Source organism: Deltaproteobacteria bacterium (genome assembly GCA_016875395.1).
Lineage (GTDB): Bacteria > Myxococcota_A > UBA9160 > UBA9160 > UBA6930 > VGRF01.
The window spans coordinates 57,972-74,663 of record VGRF01000003.1 but is presented as its reverse complement, the minus strand read 5'-3'; the positions used below and the strand labels follow the sequence as shown (position 1 = coordinate 74,663).

The window sequence follows — 16,692 nt, the reverse complement described above, 5'->3', positions numbered from 1 at the left end:
GGCTGAGCGTGCTCGTGACGGGCGGCGGCTCCGGCCTCGGCGCCGACGCCGCTCGCCACTTCGCCGCGCGCGGCGCGCGCGTCGCGATCGCGGGACGGCGCGCCGAGCGAGTCGAGGCGGTCGCGCGCGAGATCGGCCCCGCGTGTGTCGCAGTGGTCGGGGACGTGACGAGCGCGGCGGACCGCGCGCGCATGCGCGACGCCGCGCTCGCGCACGGCGGGCGGCTCGACGCGCTCGTGTGCGCCGCGGGCAACATGCTGCGCGCGCCGATCGAGGCGCTCGACGAACGCGCCGTGCTCGATCTGTTCCACACGAACGTGGTCGGCCACATGGCGCTCGTGGGCGCGAGCGTCGATGCGCTCGCCGCCGCGCGCGGCGCGGTCGTGTTCTTCGGCTCGGTGCACACGCGCCGCGCATTTCCCGGCGCCAGCGCCTACGCCGCCACCAAGGGCGCGCTCGAGTCCATAACAAGAGTGCTCGCCGCCGAGCTCGGCCCGCGCGGCATCCGCGTGAGCTGCGTCGTGCCGGGCGCCGTGCCCAGCGAGATCAACGTGCGCGCGGGCCTCGCGACCGACGCGGAGAATCGCGCGCGCCTCGAAGGCATGGCCGCGATGCACGCGCTCGGGCGCATCGGCAGCGGCGCCGAGGTCGCGGAAGCGGTGGAGCACCTGGTGTGCGCCGAGTGGACCACGGGCGCGGTGCTCGAGGTCGACGGCGGACTCGGGCTCGGTGTGACGCGGGCGTAACGCGGAGGCGAAACCGTCCGAATCGCGGTGCCAGCGTCAGACGCGGATTCCGCGATTTCGAGCCACGCGGCTCACGCCCGTTCCGCCAGCAGCTGCTGCAGGCACACCGTCGCGGGGTTCTCGAGCCATACGCGCTGGTCGGCGGGCATCTCGCCGCGGGCGACGGCGCGGTTCATCACGCGCACCACGATCGCGCAGTAGCGCGCGGCGGCGAGCACTTCGTAGAAGTAGGTATCGCCGACGCGGACGCCCGCGTGTTTCTCGTAACAACTGCGCTGCTCGTCACGCGTCAGCTCGCCGGGCAGGCGCGGGACGCCGCCCATCGACTCGTGGCTCCAGCGGTCGAACATCAGCCACCAACCCACGTCGTAGGCGCGCGGCGCGATCGCGACGTTCTCGAAGTCGGTGACGCACACGCAGCGAAAGTCGCGCCAGATCATGTTGCCGATGCGCGAGTGCCCCCCGAGAGCACCAGCTCCTCGCCGTGCGGCGCGTTCGCGCGCAGCCACGCGAAGCTGTCGGTCATCAGGGGGTGACTGCGGCCCGCGAGCTCGCGCTCGGCGTAGCTCGACCACAGCTCGATCTGGCGCAGCGTTCCGGGCATCGTGCCGGCGGGCGAGAGCCAGCCGAAGCCCGCGGCGCGCCAGTCGACGGCGTGAATCGCGGCGAGCACGCGCAGTCCGTCGTCGAGGAGGCGCGTGCGCTCTTCGGGCTTCGCCTCCGCGAAGAATCCCTGCGCGGCATAGGGCGGCGCGACGCCGGGGACGACGCCGTCGACGAAGCCCATCACGAAGAACGGCGCGCCGAGCACGGCCGCGTCGCGCTCGAATCCGACGAGCGGCGCCAGTGGTACGCGAGAGTGCTGCGCCAGCGCGCGCATCGTGCGCCACTGAATCTCGATCTCGACATCGAGCCCGGGCGCCTGCTGCGGATACACCGCGGGCTCGGGCATCTCGCGCCGGAGCACGTAACGCTCGGCCTGTTCCGCGCCCGCGCGCGTGACCGTCGCGTCGAGCACGATCGTCTCCGCCGAGTATCCGCCCGACAGCCGGCGCGGCGGGGCGAGACGCACGCGCTCGGCGCCCAGCTGCCCCCCGAGCCAGCCCTCGAGCCTCGAGATCTCGCCCGCGTCGATCCCGAAGTCGGCCACGTCGCCTCCGCCGTAACTTTTTCGCGTCGTCAGTCGTTCAGCGGCGTACGGTATGCGAGCCGCGTCACAGCACGCCTCTCACGGACTGGGTGAACCTGCCGCGCGGCAGCACGGGAACTCGCGGGTCGGAATGCAGATCGCGTATCGCATCCTCGCTGGCATCGTCGGCGCCGCGCTCGCGGCGGGTGGCGCGACGTTCTTCGCGAGCTTCTTCGTGTACCAGCAGCCCGGCAGCGAGGCGCCGCTGCCCGGCGGCCCGCACGCGCACTACTTCGCGGCGACCGCCGGCTGCGCGCTCGTCGCGTGGGGCGGAGCGTTGCTCGCGGGCGCCGTGCGCAACGAGCTGTCGCGCTCGCTCGGCACCGCGAGCGCCCTCGCGTTCGTGCTGCTCGCGTTGATGCGCATGCTCGCGTGGTTCAACGGCGATTATTACGGCGCCGGCGAGCTGCCGCGGATCGAGGCGGCGGTTTTCCTCGCCGCAGCCCTCGCCTTCGTGTGGCTGCGGCCGGACCGCGCGCAGAGGAAGATCTGGTCATGATGCGCGGGATCGCCACGGCGTTCATCGTGTTGCTGTTCGTGCTCAACGCGTACCTGCCGAGCAGCGCGCTCGGCCGGCGCGTGACCGAACGCGAGGTGCGCGCGCACGTCGCGGCGGCGGCACAGCTCGTGGGGCAGCCGCTGCCCGCGCTCGCCTTCGAAGACGCTTCTGGCCGCGCGGTGCGGCTCGGCGATCTGATCGATCGCCCCATCTTGCTGATCTTCGAACGCAGCGTGGATTGGTGACCCTTCACCAAGGCGCGGCTCGTCGAGCTGCGGAGTCTGCTGGCCGACGAGCCGGAGCTCGCGGTGGTGTGGGTGATGGCGAAGGCGCAGTACAACGCGCGCTCGGATCGCTTCGTCGACGACTACAACCTGCGCGGCCGAGTTCACTTCTGGCGAGACCCGGACTCGCGGGCGATCGATGCGCTCGGGCTGCGACGGCCGAACGCAGAGCCGATCGAGGCGGGCGTCCCGCACCCGACGACGTTGTTACTGGATCGCGGCGGCGTGGTGCGTTTCGTCGACGTGCGCGAGGACTACCACGTGTGGCTCGATCCGGCGGTGATTCGCGAGGCGCTGGGGAAGGTCGAGTAGGTCCGAAACTCGAGGGCGGCGTCGAAGACTCGCCGCCCTGCGTTGCGCGGTGGTTGATGCGTGTGCGTGGTTCGGAGGAGGCGTGCGGGCAGCGCGCTCCGCGGGCGGGGCGGGAGGGGTGCTGGCCGACTGCGGGCCTACTCGTGGTTGCCTTGCGTGCAGGGAGATCAGCGGTCGTTTGGGTGGGTGATGCGCGGTGCTCGTCGCGCCGGTTGGCTGGGGACCTGGGTGGTCACGGGCGCCCGACGTGTGTTCCGGCGGCGTGCCGTGCAGCCTTGGGTGCCGGTAGCCGGCCCTCCGCGTCCACACCCCGATCCCGCCCCGCCCGCTGCGCGCTTTTGCTCGTAGCGCGCGCGTTGACTGTTAGGGGGAAGGTGAAGTTCACGGCGGCATTGAGCCGCCGTTAACTTCACTTTCGGAGGCACCGCGTTGGTCGCGACCATTTCGTTGTTGGCGCGGCTCAGGCCGTCAGCTCGCGTGCGGCGAAGACGATCTCACGGGTTGTCGGCTGTGCGGACCAGCCTTCGCGGTGGATTGCGGCGGCGGCTTTGGTTGTGGTGTGCGTGTCGAGGGAACGTGCGGGCTGGTAGCCGAGGCGCTGCGCGAGGCGGAAGAGCCAGCTGTTCACGAGGCGGAAGGGGAGACCGGCGCTGAATTCGGAGAGGTAGCCGAGGGCCATGGGGCACAGGAGGCGGGCGTCGACGCCGGCTTCGGCGAGCGGAACGAACGCGCGGTTCCCCAACACGCCGGGCGGAAGCGGCTCGACCCAGTGGCCCGTGAAGCGCCAGAAGCCGAGGCCGACGAGTCCGAGCTGCGCGAGCTCGTAGCCGCGTGCGCCGAGCGCGGCGCTCGCCCACGCCCCGCTTGCGGAGAGCGCGACCCAGAACGCGCAGAGTGCGATCGCGAAGCGCCGCTCGCCGAAGCTGAACGCCTGCGCGCACAGCGCCGCGCACGCGAGCGCGCTCGCCGCGGGCCCGCCCCAGTACGCGATCGCCACGAACCAGAGCCCCGCTTCGAGCGGGAACGCCGCGTGCGTCGCGTGGTTGTACCAGTGCGTGTGGTACGCGGCGTAGGTGACGTTCTGCAGCTCGAACGCGCGCGGGCCCCAGTTGTTATGGATCTGGTAGGTGTACGGCATCGACTGCAGGCGGAAGACGGTGCGCGGCGCGGCGTGCGCGAACGTGTAGAACGCGGCGACGGCGGCGAGCGTCGCGACCCAGAGTGCGTGCGTGACGTCCGCAGCGATGAGCGCGCCGAAGATCGCGGCGAGAGAAGCCGCGATCAGCGCTGCGCGGAACGCGATGCGAGCCGCGGACATGTGCCCTCCGAGCGAGGCCATGAATCTGCTGCGCGCGCCGCGTGCTCGTCAGCGCAACGCGGGTTGCGCGCAGCGGCCGTTGCGCGGCAAAGCGCCGCATCTCAGCGCTTCGTTTGCGCCGCCTCGAAGAGCTTCTTCGCGCCGGCGTAGTCCGCCTTGCCGTTCGGCGCGCGTGGGACCCGCGGCACGAGCACGAGCTGCTTCGGGAGCTTGTACGACGAGAGCCTGCGCTTCGCGTCGGCGAGCACGTCGTCGCTGCTCGCGCTGGCCCCCGCGGCGAGCGAGGCGACGCCGACGACGCGATTCCCGAAGCGATCGTCGGGCACGCCGAACACGAGCGCGTCCTCGACGGCGAGGTGCTTCTTCAGCGCCTCCTCGACCTCCTCGGGGAAGACCTTCTCGCCGCCCGTGTTGATGCAGTTCGAGCCGCGGCCGAGCAGCGTGATCGTGCCGTCGGCCTCGACCGTCGCCATGTCGCCGGGGAACGAGTAGCGCTGGCCGTTCACCTCTTTGAACGTGCGCGCGGACTTCTCAGGGTCTTTGTAGTAGGCGAGCGGCACCATTCCGCCGTTGGCGATCATGCCGATCTCGCCCGACCCCGGCTTCACCTCCGTGCCGTCGTCCTTGAACACGCGCGTCGTCGGGTTGAGGCGGAACTTCGCGGTCTCGGCGGTCGCGCCCTTCTTCGCGAACGACATGCCCATGCCGCCTTCCGTCGAGCCGAGCACGTCCGCGATCGTGAGGCTCGGCAGCTGCGCGGTGAGCGCCTGCTTCACCTCGAGCGAGAACATCGCGCCGCTCGAGACCATCAGGCCGAGGCACGACGCATCCCAGCGCCCCGGGGTTCTCCTCGAGCGCCCGCAGCATCGGCTTCGCGAACGCGTCGCCGACGACGACGAGCAGGTTCACGCGCTCGCGCGCGACCGTGCTCCACAGCTCGACCGGATCGAGGCCGCGTTTCTCTAACAACACCGCGGTGCCGCCGAGCAGGTGCGGCACCATCATGCCGAGCCAGCAGCCGGTGCCGTGCATCAGCGGCGGCCCCGACATCGCGACGGTCGCCTGGCCCGCGTCGCGCAGCTGCTTCGCGAGGCCGGGCAGTGCGCTCGGATCGGGCACTGGCGCGAGCCCGACCATCTGCGGGTACGTCTTGAGGAAGAACTCGGTGAAGCCCGACAGCGGGTACATCACGCCCTTCGGCATGCCCGTCGTGCCGCCGGTGTAGAACATGTAGATCTCGTCGCCGTGTGGCGCGACGCGGGCGGCGGGCGACTTCGTGCGCTGCACGTCGTCGTACCTCACTGCGCGCGCGACGTCGTGCGCGCCGTCGCTCGCGGGGCCGTCGTCGACCTCGACCAGCAGCTTCAGCTTCGGCATGCGCGGCGCGACGCGCGCGACGCGATCCGCGAGCGAGCTGTGATAGACGAGCGCCTCGCTGTCGGAGTTGTCGAGCAGGTAGGCGAGCTCGTCGTCGAGGTACCGGTAGTTCACGTTCACCGGCACCGCGCGGATCTTCATCGCCGCGTAGTTCGTCTCGCAGTACTCGGGCGAGTTGTAGAGGTACATGCCCACCTTGGAGTGGGCGCCGAGGCCGGCATCGAGGAAGGCCTGCGCGAGCCTTGCTGCGCGCGTGTCGTACTCGCGCCAGCTGAAGGCGCGCGCGCCTTGGACCACCGCGGGCGCATTCGGGGTGGCGTCGGCGACTCGTTCCCAGAGGTAGGAGAAGTGGGTGTGCATCGGGCGCTCGAGGGTGCCACAGCGACTGAGAGTCGGCGGAAAGTGCTGGCGGTCACGAAACGTCAGGGGTAGAAGGGCGGCTTCGCGCGCCGATTGGGCCCGCGCGATGGAACAAAAGGGGACCTCATTTCACAGCACCATTGGCTCCGCTGGCTGCTCGCGGCGTCGTTCGCGCTGCCGATCGCAGCCGCCGCCCAAGACGCGCCTGCAGCGCCCGAGGAGGACGAGGCCGAGGTGATCATCGTGACCTCGCGCAAGCGCGAGGAGAGCGTGCAGGACGTGCCCTTCGCGATCAGCGCGAAGACCGGCGAAGACCTGCGCGAGGCGGGCTCGGGCAACCTCGAGGACATCGCGCGCATCGTGCCGAGCCTCTCGGTGCAGAACCTCGGCCCCGGCCAGAGCCAGGTCGCCATGCGCGGCATCTCGGCGGGCCAGATCGTGCGCGACCAGCCCGGCGTGAAGGAGCAGGTCGGCATCTACCTCGACGAGTCGGTGGTCTCGCTCTCGCTGTTCACGCCGGACCTCGACCTGTTCGACCTGAACCGCGTCGAAGTGCTGCGCGGGCCGCAAGGCACGCTGTTCGGTTCGGGCTCGGTGTCGGGCACGGTCCGTTACATCACGAACCAGCCGAACCTCGAGGAAGTGGACGCCGCGCTCGAAGCGGGCATCAACTTCGTGCAGGACGGCGGACGCGGCGGCGACCTCAAGGGCGTGATCAACTACCCGCTGATCGAGAACAAGCTCGGTCTACGCGTGGCCGGCTACTGGACGGCGTTTCCGGGCTTCCTCGATGCGCGGACGCCGAACGGCAAAGACCACGATGTGAACGAAGGCGATCGCTGGGGCTTCCGCGCGTCGCTGCTGTTCCAGCCGAGCGACGTCGTCAGCATCACGCCGCGCATCGTCTACCAGCAGGTCGACGTCGACGGCATGAATCGCGTCGACCGCTTCAACATTCTCGCGAACGAGTTCACGACGGCGATCACGCAGCCTCCGGTGAGCCTCGGCAAGCGCGAGCAGTTCCGGCAGCTGACCGAGAAGTTCATCGACAAGTTTCTGCTCGCCGACTTGAACATCACGATCAACGCCACCGACTGGCTCACGATCACTTCGATCACGTCGTTCAGCGATCGCGACATCCTGATGAAGCGCGACGCGACGCAGCTGACGGCGAGCATCACGGGCGGCTCGATCGGGTTCGGCCCGAGCATCTACATGCTCGACGCGCCGCTCGATGATGCGACCGACGTGAAGACGATCACGCAGGAGCTCCGGGCCGCGGGCGCTCACGAGATCGACCAGCCGTGGATCGACACGATCGACTGGGTCGCGGGCTACTTCTACAGCAACATCGACCGCGACTACGGGCAGACGCTCAACGTCCCGGGCTTCGAGACGCTCTCCGGGATCCCGACGGCGGGCATCATCGCCGGCACCGATCAGCTGTTCTTCTCGCGCATCCCGTACGACTTCAAGCAGGAAGCGATCTTCGCGGAGACGACGCTGTCGTGGGCCGGTCTCGTGCACCTCACCGGTGGCGTGCGCTGGTACACGTTCCACGAGGACCGCACGCTGAACTTCGACGGCATCTTCGCGGACCAGACGATCGGTCTCGAAGGCTCGACCTCGTCCGACGGCTTCAACGGCCGCGGCATCATCTCGCTCACGCCGACGGAAAACATCGAGGTCAGCTACCAGGTCGCCGAAGGCTTCCGGCTCGGCGGCATCAACGACCCGCTGAACCTCCCGATCTGCACGCCCCAGGACGCGCAGACCTTCGGCGGCTTCGACACGTTCAGCGACGAGCGAGTGCTCAACCACGAGATCGGTGTGAAGACGCAGTTCATGGGTGGGCGCCTCACGACGAACGTCGCCGGCTTCCTCACGAAGATTCGCGATCTGCAGGCGACCCTCGACGCCGGTACCTGCTCCTCGCGCATCGTGTTCAACGTGCCGAAGGCGCAGTCGATGGGCATCGAGTTCGAACTGGCGGCGAGCCCGATCGACAACGTCGATGTGCAGTTCGCCGCGAACTACACGGACGCGGAGCTGCGCTCGACCGTCACGTCACAGCCGCCGGTCGGTCCGCCGGTCGTGGTGGGCGGGCTGAAGAAGGGCCGCCGGCTGCCCACGATCCCGAAGTTCCAGCTCTCGGCCGCGCTCACCTACACCGCGCCCGCGATCGTGAAGGACATGGACGGCTTTGCGACGGTCTCGTACCAGCACGTCGGCTCGCGCTGGACGCAGACGGGCGATCAGGATCCTTCGTTCCTGAACCCCGTGAACCTCTTCACCAACGTCGGCAACACATCGGTCTCGCAGCTCAGCTTCGACCCGAAGCTCAGCTCCTACGACCTCGCGAACATCCGCCTCGGCGTTCGCAACGAGAGGTGGGAGCTGGCCTTCTACGTCAACAACCTCGGCGACGAGCGCGCCGAGCTGGCGCTCGACCGAGAGCGCGGAGGCCGGGCGCGCGTGGGGTTCCTGACGAACCAGCCGCGCACCTTCGGCTTCACGACGCGCGTCAACTACTAGCCGAGGTTCCCTAACAACGAGCGCCCGCAGCGGAGACGCTGCGGGCGTTTCGTGTCTCAGCGCTTGCGGTCGCGCGCGAGCTGCTCCGCGAGCGAGGTGACGCCGCCGAAGCGTGAGACGTCGTTCACGCCCACGCTCGAGCCGGCGGCTTCCGAAGCCGCTTGCACCTGCGCCAGCCGCATCGGATGCGTATCGAAGTAGTCGGCGGCGTAGACGACCCAGCCGTCGCGGAACTTGCGCACGCTGGCGCCGCGCGTGAACGGGACCTTCGAGCCGTCTGGAAGCACTGCCTGGAGCACCCACTCGTCGAGCGAGGTGTCCTCGCCGTTCGCGCCGCGCACGAAGAGCGGCGGCTCGGTCGCATCGAAGCTCACGTTGCCGACCATCGTCATCACCGGCACCAGCCACGCGCGGATCGCTTCTCGGCCGTAGAACGCGCCGAAGATCGGGTCGAGATAGAGCGAGTCGGTGGGGTGGCAGTGATCGCAGAACACCTCGAAGAAGCGCGCGCCGAGCGAGCGGTCGTTCACGATGCGGTGCAGCTCTGCGTGATCGATCGATCGCCTCACGCGCTCACCACGTATCCACGCACGGGCGCTTCTTTCCCGCGCGCGGCAGAGGCGGCGGTGACGATACGAGCGCGCGTGTGATCCAGCGGCGCGAGTCGGCGGGGTCGATCACGTCGTCGATCTCGAACGTGCTCGCGGTGCTCACGGCTTTCCCGTGGTCGTACATGCGCTTCACCATCTGATCGAACAGCGCCTTGCGCTTGGCCGGGTCGGTCTCCGCGGCGAGCTCCTTGCGGTAGCCGAGCTTCACCGCGCCCTCGAGGCCCATGCCGCCGAACTCGCCCGTCGGCCACGACACGGTGAAGATCGGCGCCTTGAAGCTGCCGCCCGCCATCGCCTGTGCGCCGAGGCCGTAGCCCTTGCGCAGCACGATCGTTACGAACGGAACGGTCAGGGAGCCGCCGATCACGAACAGGCGCGAGGCGTGGCGCACGAGGCCGGTCTTCTCGACTTCGGGGCCGACCATGATGCCCGGCGTGTCGCACAGGAACACGACGGGGATGTCGTAGGCGTCGCAGAGCTGGAGGAAGCGCGCACCTTTGTCGGCAGCCTCGCTGTCGATCGCGCCCGCGAGGTGCGCGGGGTTGTTCGCGACGACTCCGACGGGGCGGCCCTCGATGCGCGCGAGCGCCGTCACCATGCCGTGGCCGAAGCCGCGGCGCAGCTCGAGCACGCTCCCGGCGTCGGCGAGCGTCGCGATCAGCGCGCGGATGTCGTACATGCGCAGCCGGTTCTCGGGAATCGCGCGCCGTAACAAGCGCTGGTCCGCGCACTCCCAGCTCGCGAGCGGGCCCTGGAAGTACGCGAGGTACTTCTTCGCCACCTGCGCGGCTTCGCGCTCGTCCTCGACGCGAATGTCGACGACGCCGTTGCGGAACTGCACGTCGAGCGGCCCGACCTCGGTGGGCTTGAAGATGCCGAGCCCGCCGCCCTCGATCATCGCCGGGCCGCCCATGCCGATGTTCGAGCCCTTGGTCGCGATCACGATGTCGCAGCAGCCGAGGATCGCGGCGTTGCCCGCGAAGCAGAAGCCGCTCGTGATGCCGACGAGCGGCACGAGCCCTGATAGCTGGCCCCAGTACTGGAATGCGAGGCAATCGAGGCCCGCGCCGCCGATGCCATCGGTATCGCCCGGCCGCCCGCCGCCGCCTTCGGCGAAGAACACGACCGGCATCCGCATGCGCTCGGCCAGCTCGAACAGGCGGTCCTTCTTGCGGTGGTTCTGCCCGCCCTGCGTGCCCGCGAGCACCGTGTAGTCGTACGACATCACGACGCAGCGCGACTTCTCAGGGGTGAACAGGTCGCCGTTCACGCTGCCGATGCCGGCGATCATGCCGTCCGCCGGCGTATTCGCGATCAGATCGTCCATGCTGCGCCGCCGCCGCTGCGCCGCGACCACGAGCGGCGCGTACTCGATGTAGGAGCCGGGATCGAGCAGCTCGTTCACGTTCTCGCGCGCGGTGCGCTGCCCCGTTTTGCGCCGGCGCTCGACCGCAGCAGGGCGATTCTCGTCGAGCGTGACGGAGTGGCGCGCAAACACCTCGGCGAGATCGGGGCGGATGTAGTTCGGGTCCGCGTCGGCTTGCTTGGCCTCGGTTGTTACGGACACGCTCGCCTCTTCGAGGAACACGAGCGCGTGGCCCTCGAACACCGTGTCGCCCTTCGCGACCGCCACGCCGCGCACGATGCCGCTCGCGGGCGCGGCGACGACGTGCTCCATCTTCATCGCTTCCATCACGAGCAGCTGCGCGCCCTGCGCGACCTCGGCGCCCTCGCGTGTGTCCACCGAGACGATCGTGCCCTGCAGCGGCGCGCGCACCGCGACCGTGCCCGCGGGCGCATCCTCGTCGCTCGACGCGAGGATCGCGGCCTCTGCCTGCGGCGGCGTCTCCGTGACGACGTCTGCGCCGCCCTTGCCGTAATCGAGCACCGCGAGCGGATCGGCGGTGCCGAGCCTTGCGCCTGCGAGCACGGGCTTTGCGCTCGCGGCAGTGCGCGCCTGGGGCAGCTCGCTCGACGCGAAGTTGAGCGCAGGCTCCGTGTCTGCGTTCGCAGCGGCGGCGACGAGCGAGGCCGCGTGCTCGTCGACGAAGCGCGTCGTCACGCGCGCGGCCGCGAAGTCGGGGTGGCGCAGGATCGCCTGCAAGAACGCGGCGTTCGTGGCGACGCCCTCGACGCGCAGCTCGGACAGCGCGCGGTCGGCGCGCGCGATCGCGTCGGCGAAGTGCGTTCCCGGCGCGTGCGCGATCACCTTCGCGAGCAGCGAGTCGTAACGCGGGTTGGTCGTGTAGCCGGCGTAGCCGTAGTGATCGACGCGCAGGCCGGGGCCGCTCGGCACGTCGAACGCCGCGAGCGTGCCGCCCGTCGGCCGCACGCCGCCGTCGGGCGCGATCGTCTCGGTGCACACGCGCAGCTGGATCGCGTGGCCGCGCGGCGCCGCGATCTCGCGCTGCGCGAGGCCGAGCTGCGCGAGCGTCTTGCCGCGCGCGATCTCGAGCTGTGCGCGCACGAGGTCGATGCCCGTAACAACCTCGGTGACGGTGTGCTCCACCTGGAGCCGCGCGTTCGCCTCGATGAACGCGATGCGCGAGGAATCGCCCGCATCGAGCAGGAACTCGATCGTGCCGAGCCCGCGGTACTTCACGGACTTCGCGAGCTTCACCGCGTAGGCGAGCAGGCGCGAGCGCGCGTCGGCATCGAGCGCTGGGCTCGGCGCGAGCTCCACGATCTTCTGGTGCCGGCGCTGCACGGTGCACTCGCGCTCCCACACGTGCGAGACCGCGCCCGTCCCGTCCACAACGACTTGCACCTCGAGGTGCCGCGCGCGCGGTAGCCACTCCTCCACGTACACGTCTGCGACGCCGAAGGCCTTCTCGGCCTCGGACCGGCAGCGCGCATACGCCTCTTCCAGCTCCTCCGCGCGCGCCACCGCGCGCATGCCGCGCCCGCCACCGCCGGCGATCGCCTTGATCATCACCGCGCCCGTCTCGGCGAAGAACGCGCGCACGTCCGCGAGCGACGTCGGCCCGTTCGTGCCGCGCAGCACCGGCACGCTGCACTTCTCCGCGAGCGCGCGCGCCTTGCTCTTGTCGCCGAAGGCGTCGAGGGCCTCGACGCTCGGGCCCACGAAAACGACGCCCGCCTCCGCGCACTTCGCCGCGAACGCCGCGCTCTCGGAGAGAAAGCCGTAGCCGGGGTGGATCGCGCCGCAGCCGTTCGCGCGCGCCGCGGCAACGAGCTGCGCCATGTCGAGATACGCCGCGGGTCCGCTGCCGCGCAGCGCGACCGCCGCGTCCGCGCGCCGCACGTGCAGCGAGCGCGCGTCGTCCTCCGCGTACACCGCGACGCTACGCAGCCCCAGCTCTGCGCACGCGCGCGCGACGCGAATCGCGATCTCCCCGCGGTTGGCGATCAGCACGGCATCGAACGACATCGCGATTCCCCTCTCGTTACGAGCTTGCGAGAGATGCACGTACGTCCCCGTTGCACGTGCAACGGGGACGTACGTGCAGCAGTCCCGTTGCGCTCGCGCCCGGTTCGCCCACATCCTCGCGCAGCTGGCTCGACCGCCGCGACTGCGGCGCACGGCAGAAGCGGAGGCGGCGCGAACGTGAGCGGCGAGGGCGCAGACGGAGGCGTGCGTTACAGCGGGGCGCGCATCGCGGGGCTCGGCGTGCTCGCGGTGCTGGTGCTGCTGCCCGTGACGCTGCCGATTACGGGGCTGCGCGAGCTCGTGCAGCACCGCTTTGCGGTGTCGGAGTTCGCGGCGCACGCGTTCATGTCGATCAACATGATCGGCGCGTTCCTCGCGGCGCCCCTCGCGGGTGCGCTGGCGGATCGTTGGGGCCGCCGCCGCGGGCTGCTCGTCGCTGCGCTCGCGCTCGACGCGCTCTGCTTCCTCGCACTCACCGCCGACTTCCCGTTCGCCGCGTTCATGGCGATTCGCTTCGTCGAGGGCTGCGCACACATCGGCGCGCTGTCGCTGCTGATGGGCGTCGCCTCGGGGGCGCGGCCCGAGCACGAGCGCAGCCTCGCGCTCGGCGTCGTGGGCTCCGGCCTCTTGTTAGGCGTTGCGCTCGGCGCGCCGATCGGTGCGCAGCTCGGCGAGCGCGGCGAGCTGCTGCCGCTCCAGGCCGGCGCCGCGATCGTGCTCATCGCGGCCGTGCTCGCCGCCGCGCTCGTGCGCGAGACGGGGCGCGCGGGCGAGGCGCGCCCGAGCTTCCGCGAGATCGCCGCGCTCGTGCGCGCGCACCCGATCGTCGCGCTGCCGCTCACCTACTCCTTCGCGGATCGCTTCACGGTCGGCTTCTTCACCACCACGTTCTCGTTCCTGATGCGGAACGAGCACGACCTCCCGCGCCTCGAGGTCGGCGCCCTAATCGCGTCGTTCATGCTGCCGTTCGCGGTGCTGTCGTTTCCGTTCGGGCTGGTCGCGCAGCGCACCTCCCGCGCCCTGCTGCTCGCGGGCGGCAGTCTCATCTACGGCATCTTCGTCGCGAGCCTCGGCTTCTGGCCGCGCGAGTGGTTCTGGTGGGCGATGCCCCTCACCGGCATCACGGCCGCGGTGATGTTCATGCCCTCGATGCTGATGACCACCGAGACGACCCCGGAGCGCATCCGCACGATGTCGCTCGGCGCCTTCAACGCCGCCGGCAGCCTCGGCTTCATCGTGGGGCCGCTGGTGGGCGGCGCGGTGAGCGCGCTCGTGTCTCGCGAGCACGGCTCGCTCGCGGGTTATCAGGCCGCGTTCGTCGTGGCGGGCGCCTCGCAGATCGTGCTCGCGCTGGCGACGTGGATCCCGCTGTGGCGGTTCGAGCGAGCGCGGAGCGGCGTGCAGTGAGGCCTCGCTCCCCCCACTCGCGCTGATACTCTGCGCGCGCGCTCGCAGCGATCCCCCTTCGCCGCAACGCGAACCCTGGGGATTGCATGGCCAAGCTCTTCGCGCGCAAGCCGGTCGAGTCGTTTCACGCGTACCTCGCGAGCAAAGATCACTCGCTGAAGCGCGCGCTCGGGCCGCTCGAGCTCACGCTGCTCGGCATCGGGGCGATCATCGGCACGGGCATCTTCGTGCTCACGGGCGTCGCCGCGGTGGACGACGCCGGCCCCGCGGTCGTGCTCTCGTTCGCGCTCGCGGGCCTCGCGTGTGGCTTCGCCGCGCTCTGTTACTCCGAGTTCGCCACGATGATCCCGATTTCGGGCAGCGCCTATAGCTATGGCTACGCGACGCTCGGCGAGCTCGTGGCGTGGATCATCGGCTGGGATCTCGTGCTCGAGTACGCGCTCGCGTCGAGCGCAGTCGCGTCGGGCTGGTCGGGCTACGCGTACGGGCTGCTCGGCGATCTCGGCGTGGCGCTCCCCCACGCGATCTCGGGCCAGCCCGATTTCGCGAACGGCGTCTACTTCAACGTCCTCGCGTTCCTGATTCTGCTCGTAGTCACCGCACTGCTCGTGATCGGCGTGCGCGAGAGCGCGCGCACCAACGCGATCTTCGTGGCGCTGAAGACCGCAGTCGTGCTGCTCGTGATCGCCCTCGGCGTCGGCTACGTGAACCCCGAGAACTGGACGCCGTTCCTCCACCCCGAGAAAGGTCTCTTCGGAATCGTCACGGGCGCGGCCACCGTGTTCTTCGCGTACATCGGGTTCGACGCGGTCACCACGGCCGCCGAGGAATCGCGGAATCCCGAGCGCGACATGAAGATCGGCATCATCGGCTCGCTCGCCGTCTGCACGCTGCTCTACCTGATCGTATCGGCGATCCTCACCGGCATGGTGCCCGTCGCGGAGATCGACAAGGCGGCGCCGGTCGCCAGTGCGTTCCGCAGCGTCGGCGAGAACTTCGCAGCAAGCGCGATCTCGTTCGGCGTGATCGTCGGGCTGCCGAGCGTGCTGATCGTGATGCTGCTCGGTCAGTCTCGCGTCTTCTTCGCGATGTCGCGCGACGGGCTCCTGCCCGCGTTCTTCAGCAAGATTCACCCGCGCTTCGGGACCCCGTACCTCTCCTCGCTTCTCGTGGGCGCCGTGGTCGCGCCGCTCGCGGGGCTCGGCACGCTGGAGACGCTCGCCCATCTCGTCAGCATCGGGACGCTCTTCGCGTTCGTGATCGTTTCGGCGGGGGTGCTGGTCCTCCGCGTGACCGACCCCGACCGCCGTCGCCCCTTCCGTTGCCCCGCCGTTTGGTTCGTCGCGCCGGCCTCGATCGCGATCTGCCTCTACCTCATGTCCGCGCTTCCTTGGGTCACCTGGGAGCGCTTCTTGATCTGGCTCGGTCTCGGTCTCGCCGTCTACTTCGCGTACGGCATGCGACACAGCCGCGTGCAGAAGGCGCTCGCGAGTCGTTAGGGAGATCGCATGGCAGCAGGCAGCATCACCGCCGGCGGCGTCGCGCTGCGCATCGGCCTCGCGATCGCGCTCGTGCTCGCGACGCTCAACCCGACGCGCTGGAACTACCTGCGCTGGGCAACGGAGAGCATCGAGGAATTCGGGCCCGAGAAGCTGATCGCCGGCTTGTTATTGGCCGCAGCTTGGGTTCTCTACGTGCGGGCTGCGCTGCAATCGATCGGCTTCGTCGGCGCCGCGCTGATCGCCGGCATCGTCGGCGCGTTCGTGTGGCTGGCGATCGACAACGGCTGGCTCGATCCCGCGAACACGAGCGCGCTGATGTGGATCGCGCTCGTCGCGTTGGGCCTGATCCTCGGCATCGGCCTCTCGTGGTCGCACTTCCGGCGGCGCATCACGGGGCAGGTGGATGTGGAGGGCGACTCTCCGCTGAGTTGAGCCCGCCTTCAGTGATCGACGTGCGGCTCCTTCAGCGCCGCGGCGCGCCACTTCGCGACGCCGGGGTGCGCGAGCATCGCGTCGCAGTAGGGGCGCGCGGTGGCGTCGAGCGGAACGCCGTAGCCGAGGAAGCGGAACACGACCGGCGCGTAGAAGCAGTCGGCGGCGGAGAACGCGCCGAACAGGAACGGGCCGCCGGCGCCGAAACGCGTGCGGCACGCGCGCCAGATCTCCTGCACGCGCGCCGCATCCGCGAGCGCTTCCGGCGTGTGGCCCTTGCCCGGCGCGCTCGTCTGAATGTCCATCGGCATGTTCTGCCGCAGCGCCGTGAAGCCGCTGTGCATCTCGGCCGCCGCGCTGCGCGCCAGTGCACGCGACGCGGCGTCACGCGGCCAGAGGCTGGCGGCGGGGAACTTCTCGTGGAGGTGCTCGGTGATCGCGAGCGAGTCCCAAATGCCGAGCGCGCCGTCGATCAGGAACGGCACCTTCCCGCTCGGTGAGACGCGCCTGATCTGCTCGCGCCAGTCCGGGTTGCCGAACGAGATGAGCGCCTCCTCGTACGGGGCGCCCGTGTGCTCGAGCGCCAGCCACGCGCGCAGCGACCACGAGGAGAAATTCTTCGAGCCGATCACGAGCTTGAGGGACATGCGAAGTCTCCGACGTGCAACGGGGACGTACGTGCAACGCGCATGGGGGACGCCCGTGCATAGCTCGCGTGCACCGAGGAGG

Annotated in this window: 15 protein-coding genes; 8 read left to right on the top strand and 7 right to left on the bottom strand. The window is 70.0% G+C overall.

The features are described 5' to 3' along the window. The first annotated feature begins 2 nt into the window (after positions 1-2). Positions 3-746: an SDR family oxidoreductase gene (locus FJ091_03735; protein ID MBM4382462.1), complete on the top strand. Its 744-nt coding sequence runs from the start codon at positions 3-5 to the stop codon at positions 744-746. A gap of 71 nt (positions 747-817) precedes the next feature. Here the strand turns inward: FJ091_03735 and FJ091_03730 are convergent, their stop codons facing one another. Together FJ091_03730 and FJ091_03725 are read right to left on the bottom strand one after the other, a co-directional pair. Next, the gene (locus FJ091_03730; protein MBM4382461.1) at positions 818-1,186 is read right to left on the bottom strand and encodes a hypothetical protein; all 369 of its coding nucleotides are present in this window, start codon (positions 1,184-1,186) and stop codon (positions 818-820) included. Further along, positions 1,183-1,896, bottom strand: a complete 714-nt coding sequence (locus FJ091_03725) for a phosphotransferase family protein (GenBank protein ID MBM4382460.1) — start codon at positions 1,894-1,896, stop codon at positions 1,183-1,185. Before FJ091_03725 ends, FJ091_03730 begins: the two co-directional genes overlap by 4 nt. Before the next feature lie 130 nt (positions 1,897-2,026). On the opposite strand from FJ091_03725, the gene FJ091_03720 reads away from it, so the two are divergent. From FJ091_03720 to FJ091_03710, 3 genes are all read left to right on the top strand, one after another. Beyond that, positions 2,027-2,434, top strand: a complete 408-nt coding sequence (locus tag FJ091_03720; GenBank protein ID MBM4382459.1) for a hypothetical protein — start codon at positions 2,027-2,029, stop codon at positions 2,432-2,434. Further along, positions 2,431-2,679: a hypothetical protein gene (locus FJ091_03715; protein ID MBM4382458.1), complete on the top strand. Its 249-nt coding sequence runs from the start codon at positions 2,431-2,433 to the stop codon at positions 2,677-2,679. The genes FJ091_03720 and FJ091_03715 overlap by 4 nt, the downstream gene beginning before the upstream one ends. A gap of 63 nt (positions 2,680-2,742) precedes the next feature. Further along, on the top strand, positions 2,743-3,030 hold the full coding sequence (locus tag FJ091_03710; protein MBM4382457.1) for a hypothetical protein: 288 nt from the start codon (positions 2,743-2,745) through the stop codon (positions 3,028-3,030). 460 nt (positions 3,031-3,490) lie between these two features. Here the strand turns inward: FJ091_03710 and FJ091_03705 are convergent, their stop codons facing one another. Continuing rightward, entirely contained in the window at positions 3,491-4,348 is an 858-nt protein-coding gene (locus tag FJ091_03705; protein MBM4382456.1) for a hypothetical protein, read from the bottom strand. 101 nt (positions 4,349-4,449) lie between these two features. Beyond that, a complete protein-coding gene (locus FJ091_03700; protein ID MBM4382455.1) occupies positions 4,450-5,139 on the bottom strand; it encodes an AMP-binding protein in 690 nt (229 codons plus the stop codon). A gap of 1,180 nt (positions 5,140-6,319) precedes the next feature. On the opposite strand from FJ091_03700, the gene FJ091_03695 reads away from it, so the two are divergent. Beyond that, positions 6,320-8,620, top strand: a complete 2,301-nt coding sequence (locus FJ091_03695) for a TonB-dependent receptor (GenBank protein MBM4382454.1) — start codon at positions 6,320-6,322, stop codon at positions 8,618-8,620. 56 nt (positions 8,621-8,676) lie between these two features. Here the strand turns inward: FJ091_03695 and FJ091_03690 are convergent, their stop codons facing one another. After that, a complete protein-coding gene (locus FJ091_03690; protein MBM4382453.1) occupies positions 8,677-9,189 on the bottom strand; it encodes a hypothetical protein in 513 nt (170 codons plus the stop codon). Between the two features lie 4 nt (positions 9,190-9,193). Further along, positions 9,194-12,622, bottom strand: a complete 3,429-nt coding sequence (locus FJ091_03685; GenBank protein MBM4382452.1) for a carbamoyl-phosphate synthase large subunit — start codon at positions 12,620-12,622, stop codon at positions 9,194-9,196. Between the two features lie 177 nt (positions 12,623-12,799). Between FJ091_03685 and FJ091_03680 the strand changes: the two genes are divergently transcribed. The 3 genes from FJ091_03680 (at position 12,800) to FJ091_03670 (ending at position 15,963) form a co-directional block, all read left to right on the top strand. Continuing rightward, positions 12,800-14,029, top strand: a complete 1,230-nt coding sequence (locus FJ091_03680; protein MBM4382451.1) for an MFS transporter — start codon at positions 12,800-12,802, stop codon at positions 14,027-14,029. 86 nt (positions 14,030-14,115) lie between these two features. Continuing rightward, positions 14,116-15,528 (top strand): amino acid permease, encoded by a 1,413-nt coding sequence (locus tag FJ091_03675; protein MBM4382450.1) that lies wholly within the window; start codon positions 14,116-14,118, stop codon positions 15,526-15,528. A 9-nt stretch (positions 15,529-15,537) separates the two neighbouring features. Continuing rightward, positions 15,538-15,963, top strand: coding sequence for a hypothetical protein (locus FJ091_03670; protein ID MBM4382449.1), 426 nt, complete (start codon positions 15,538-15,540; stop codon positions 15,961-15,963). An 8-nt stretch (positions 15,964-15,971) separates the two neighbouring features. Here the strand turns inward: FJ091_03670 and FJ091_03665 are convergent, their stop codons facing one another. Beyond that, positions 15,972-16,610, bottom strand: a complete 639-nt coding sequence (locus FJ091_03665; GenBank protein ID MBM4382448.1) for a glutathione S-transferase family protein — start codon at positions 16,608-16,610, stop codon at positions 15,972-15,974. Positions 16,611-16,692: the final 82 nt, after the last annotated feature.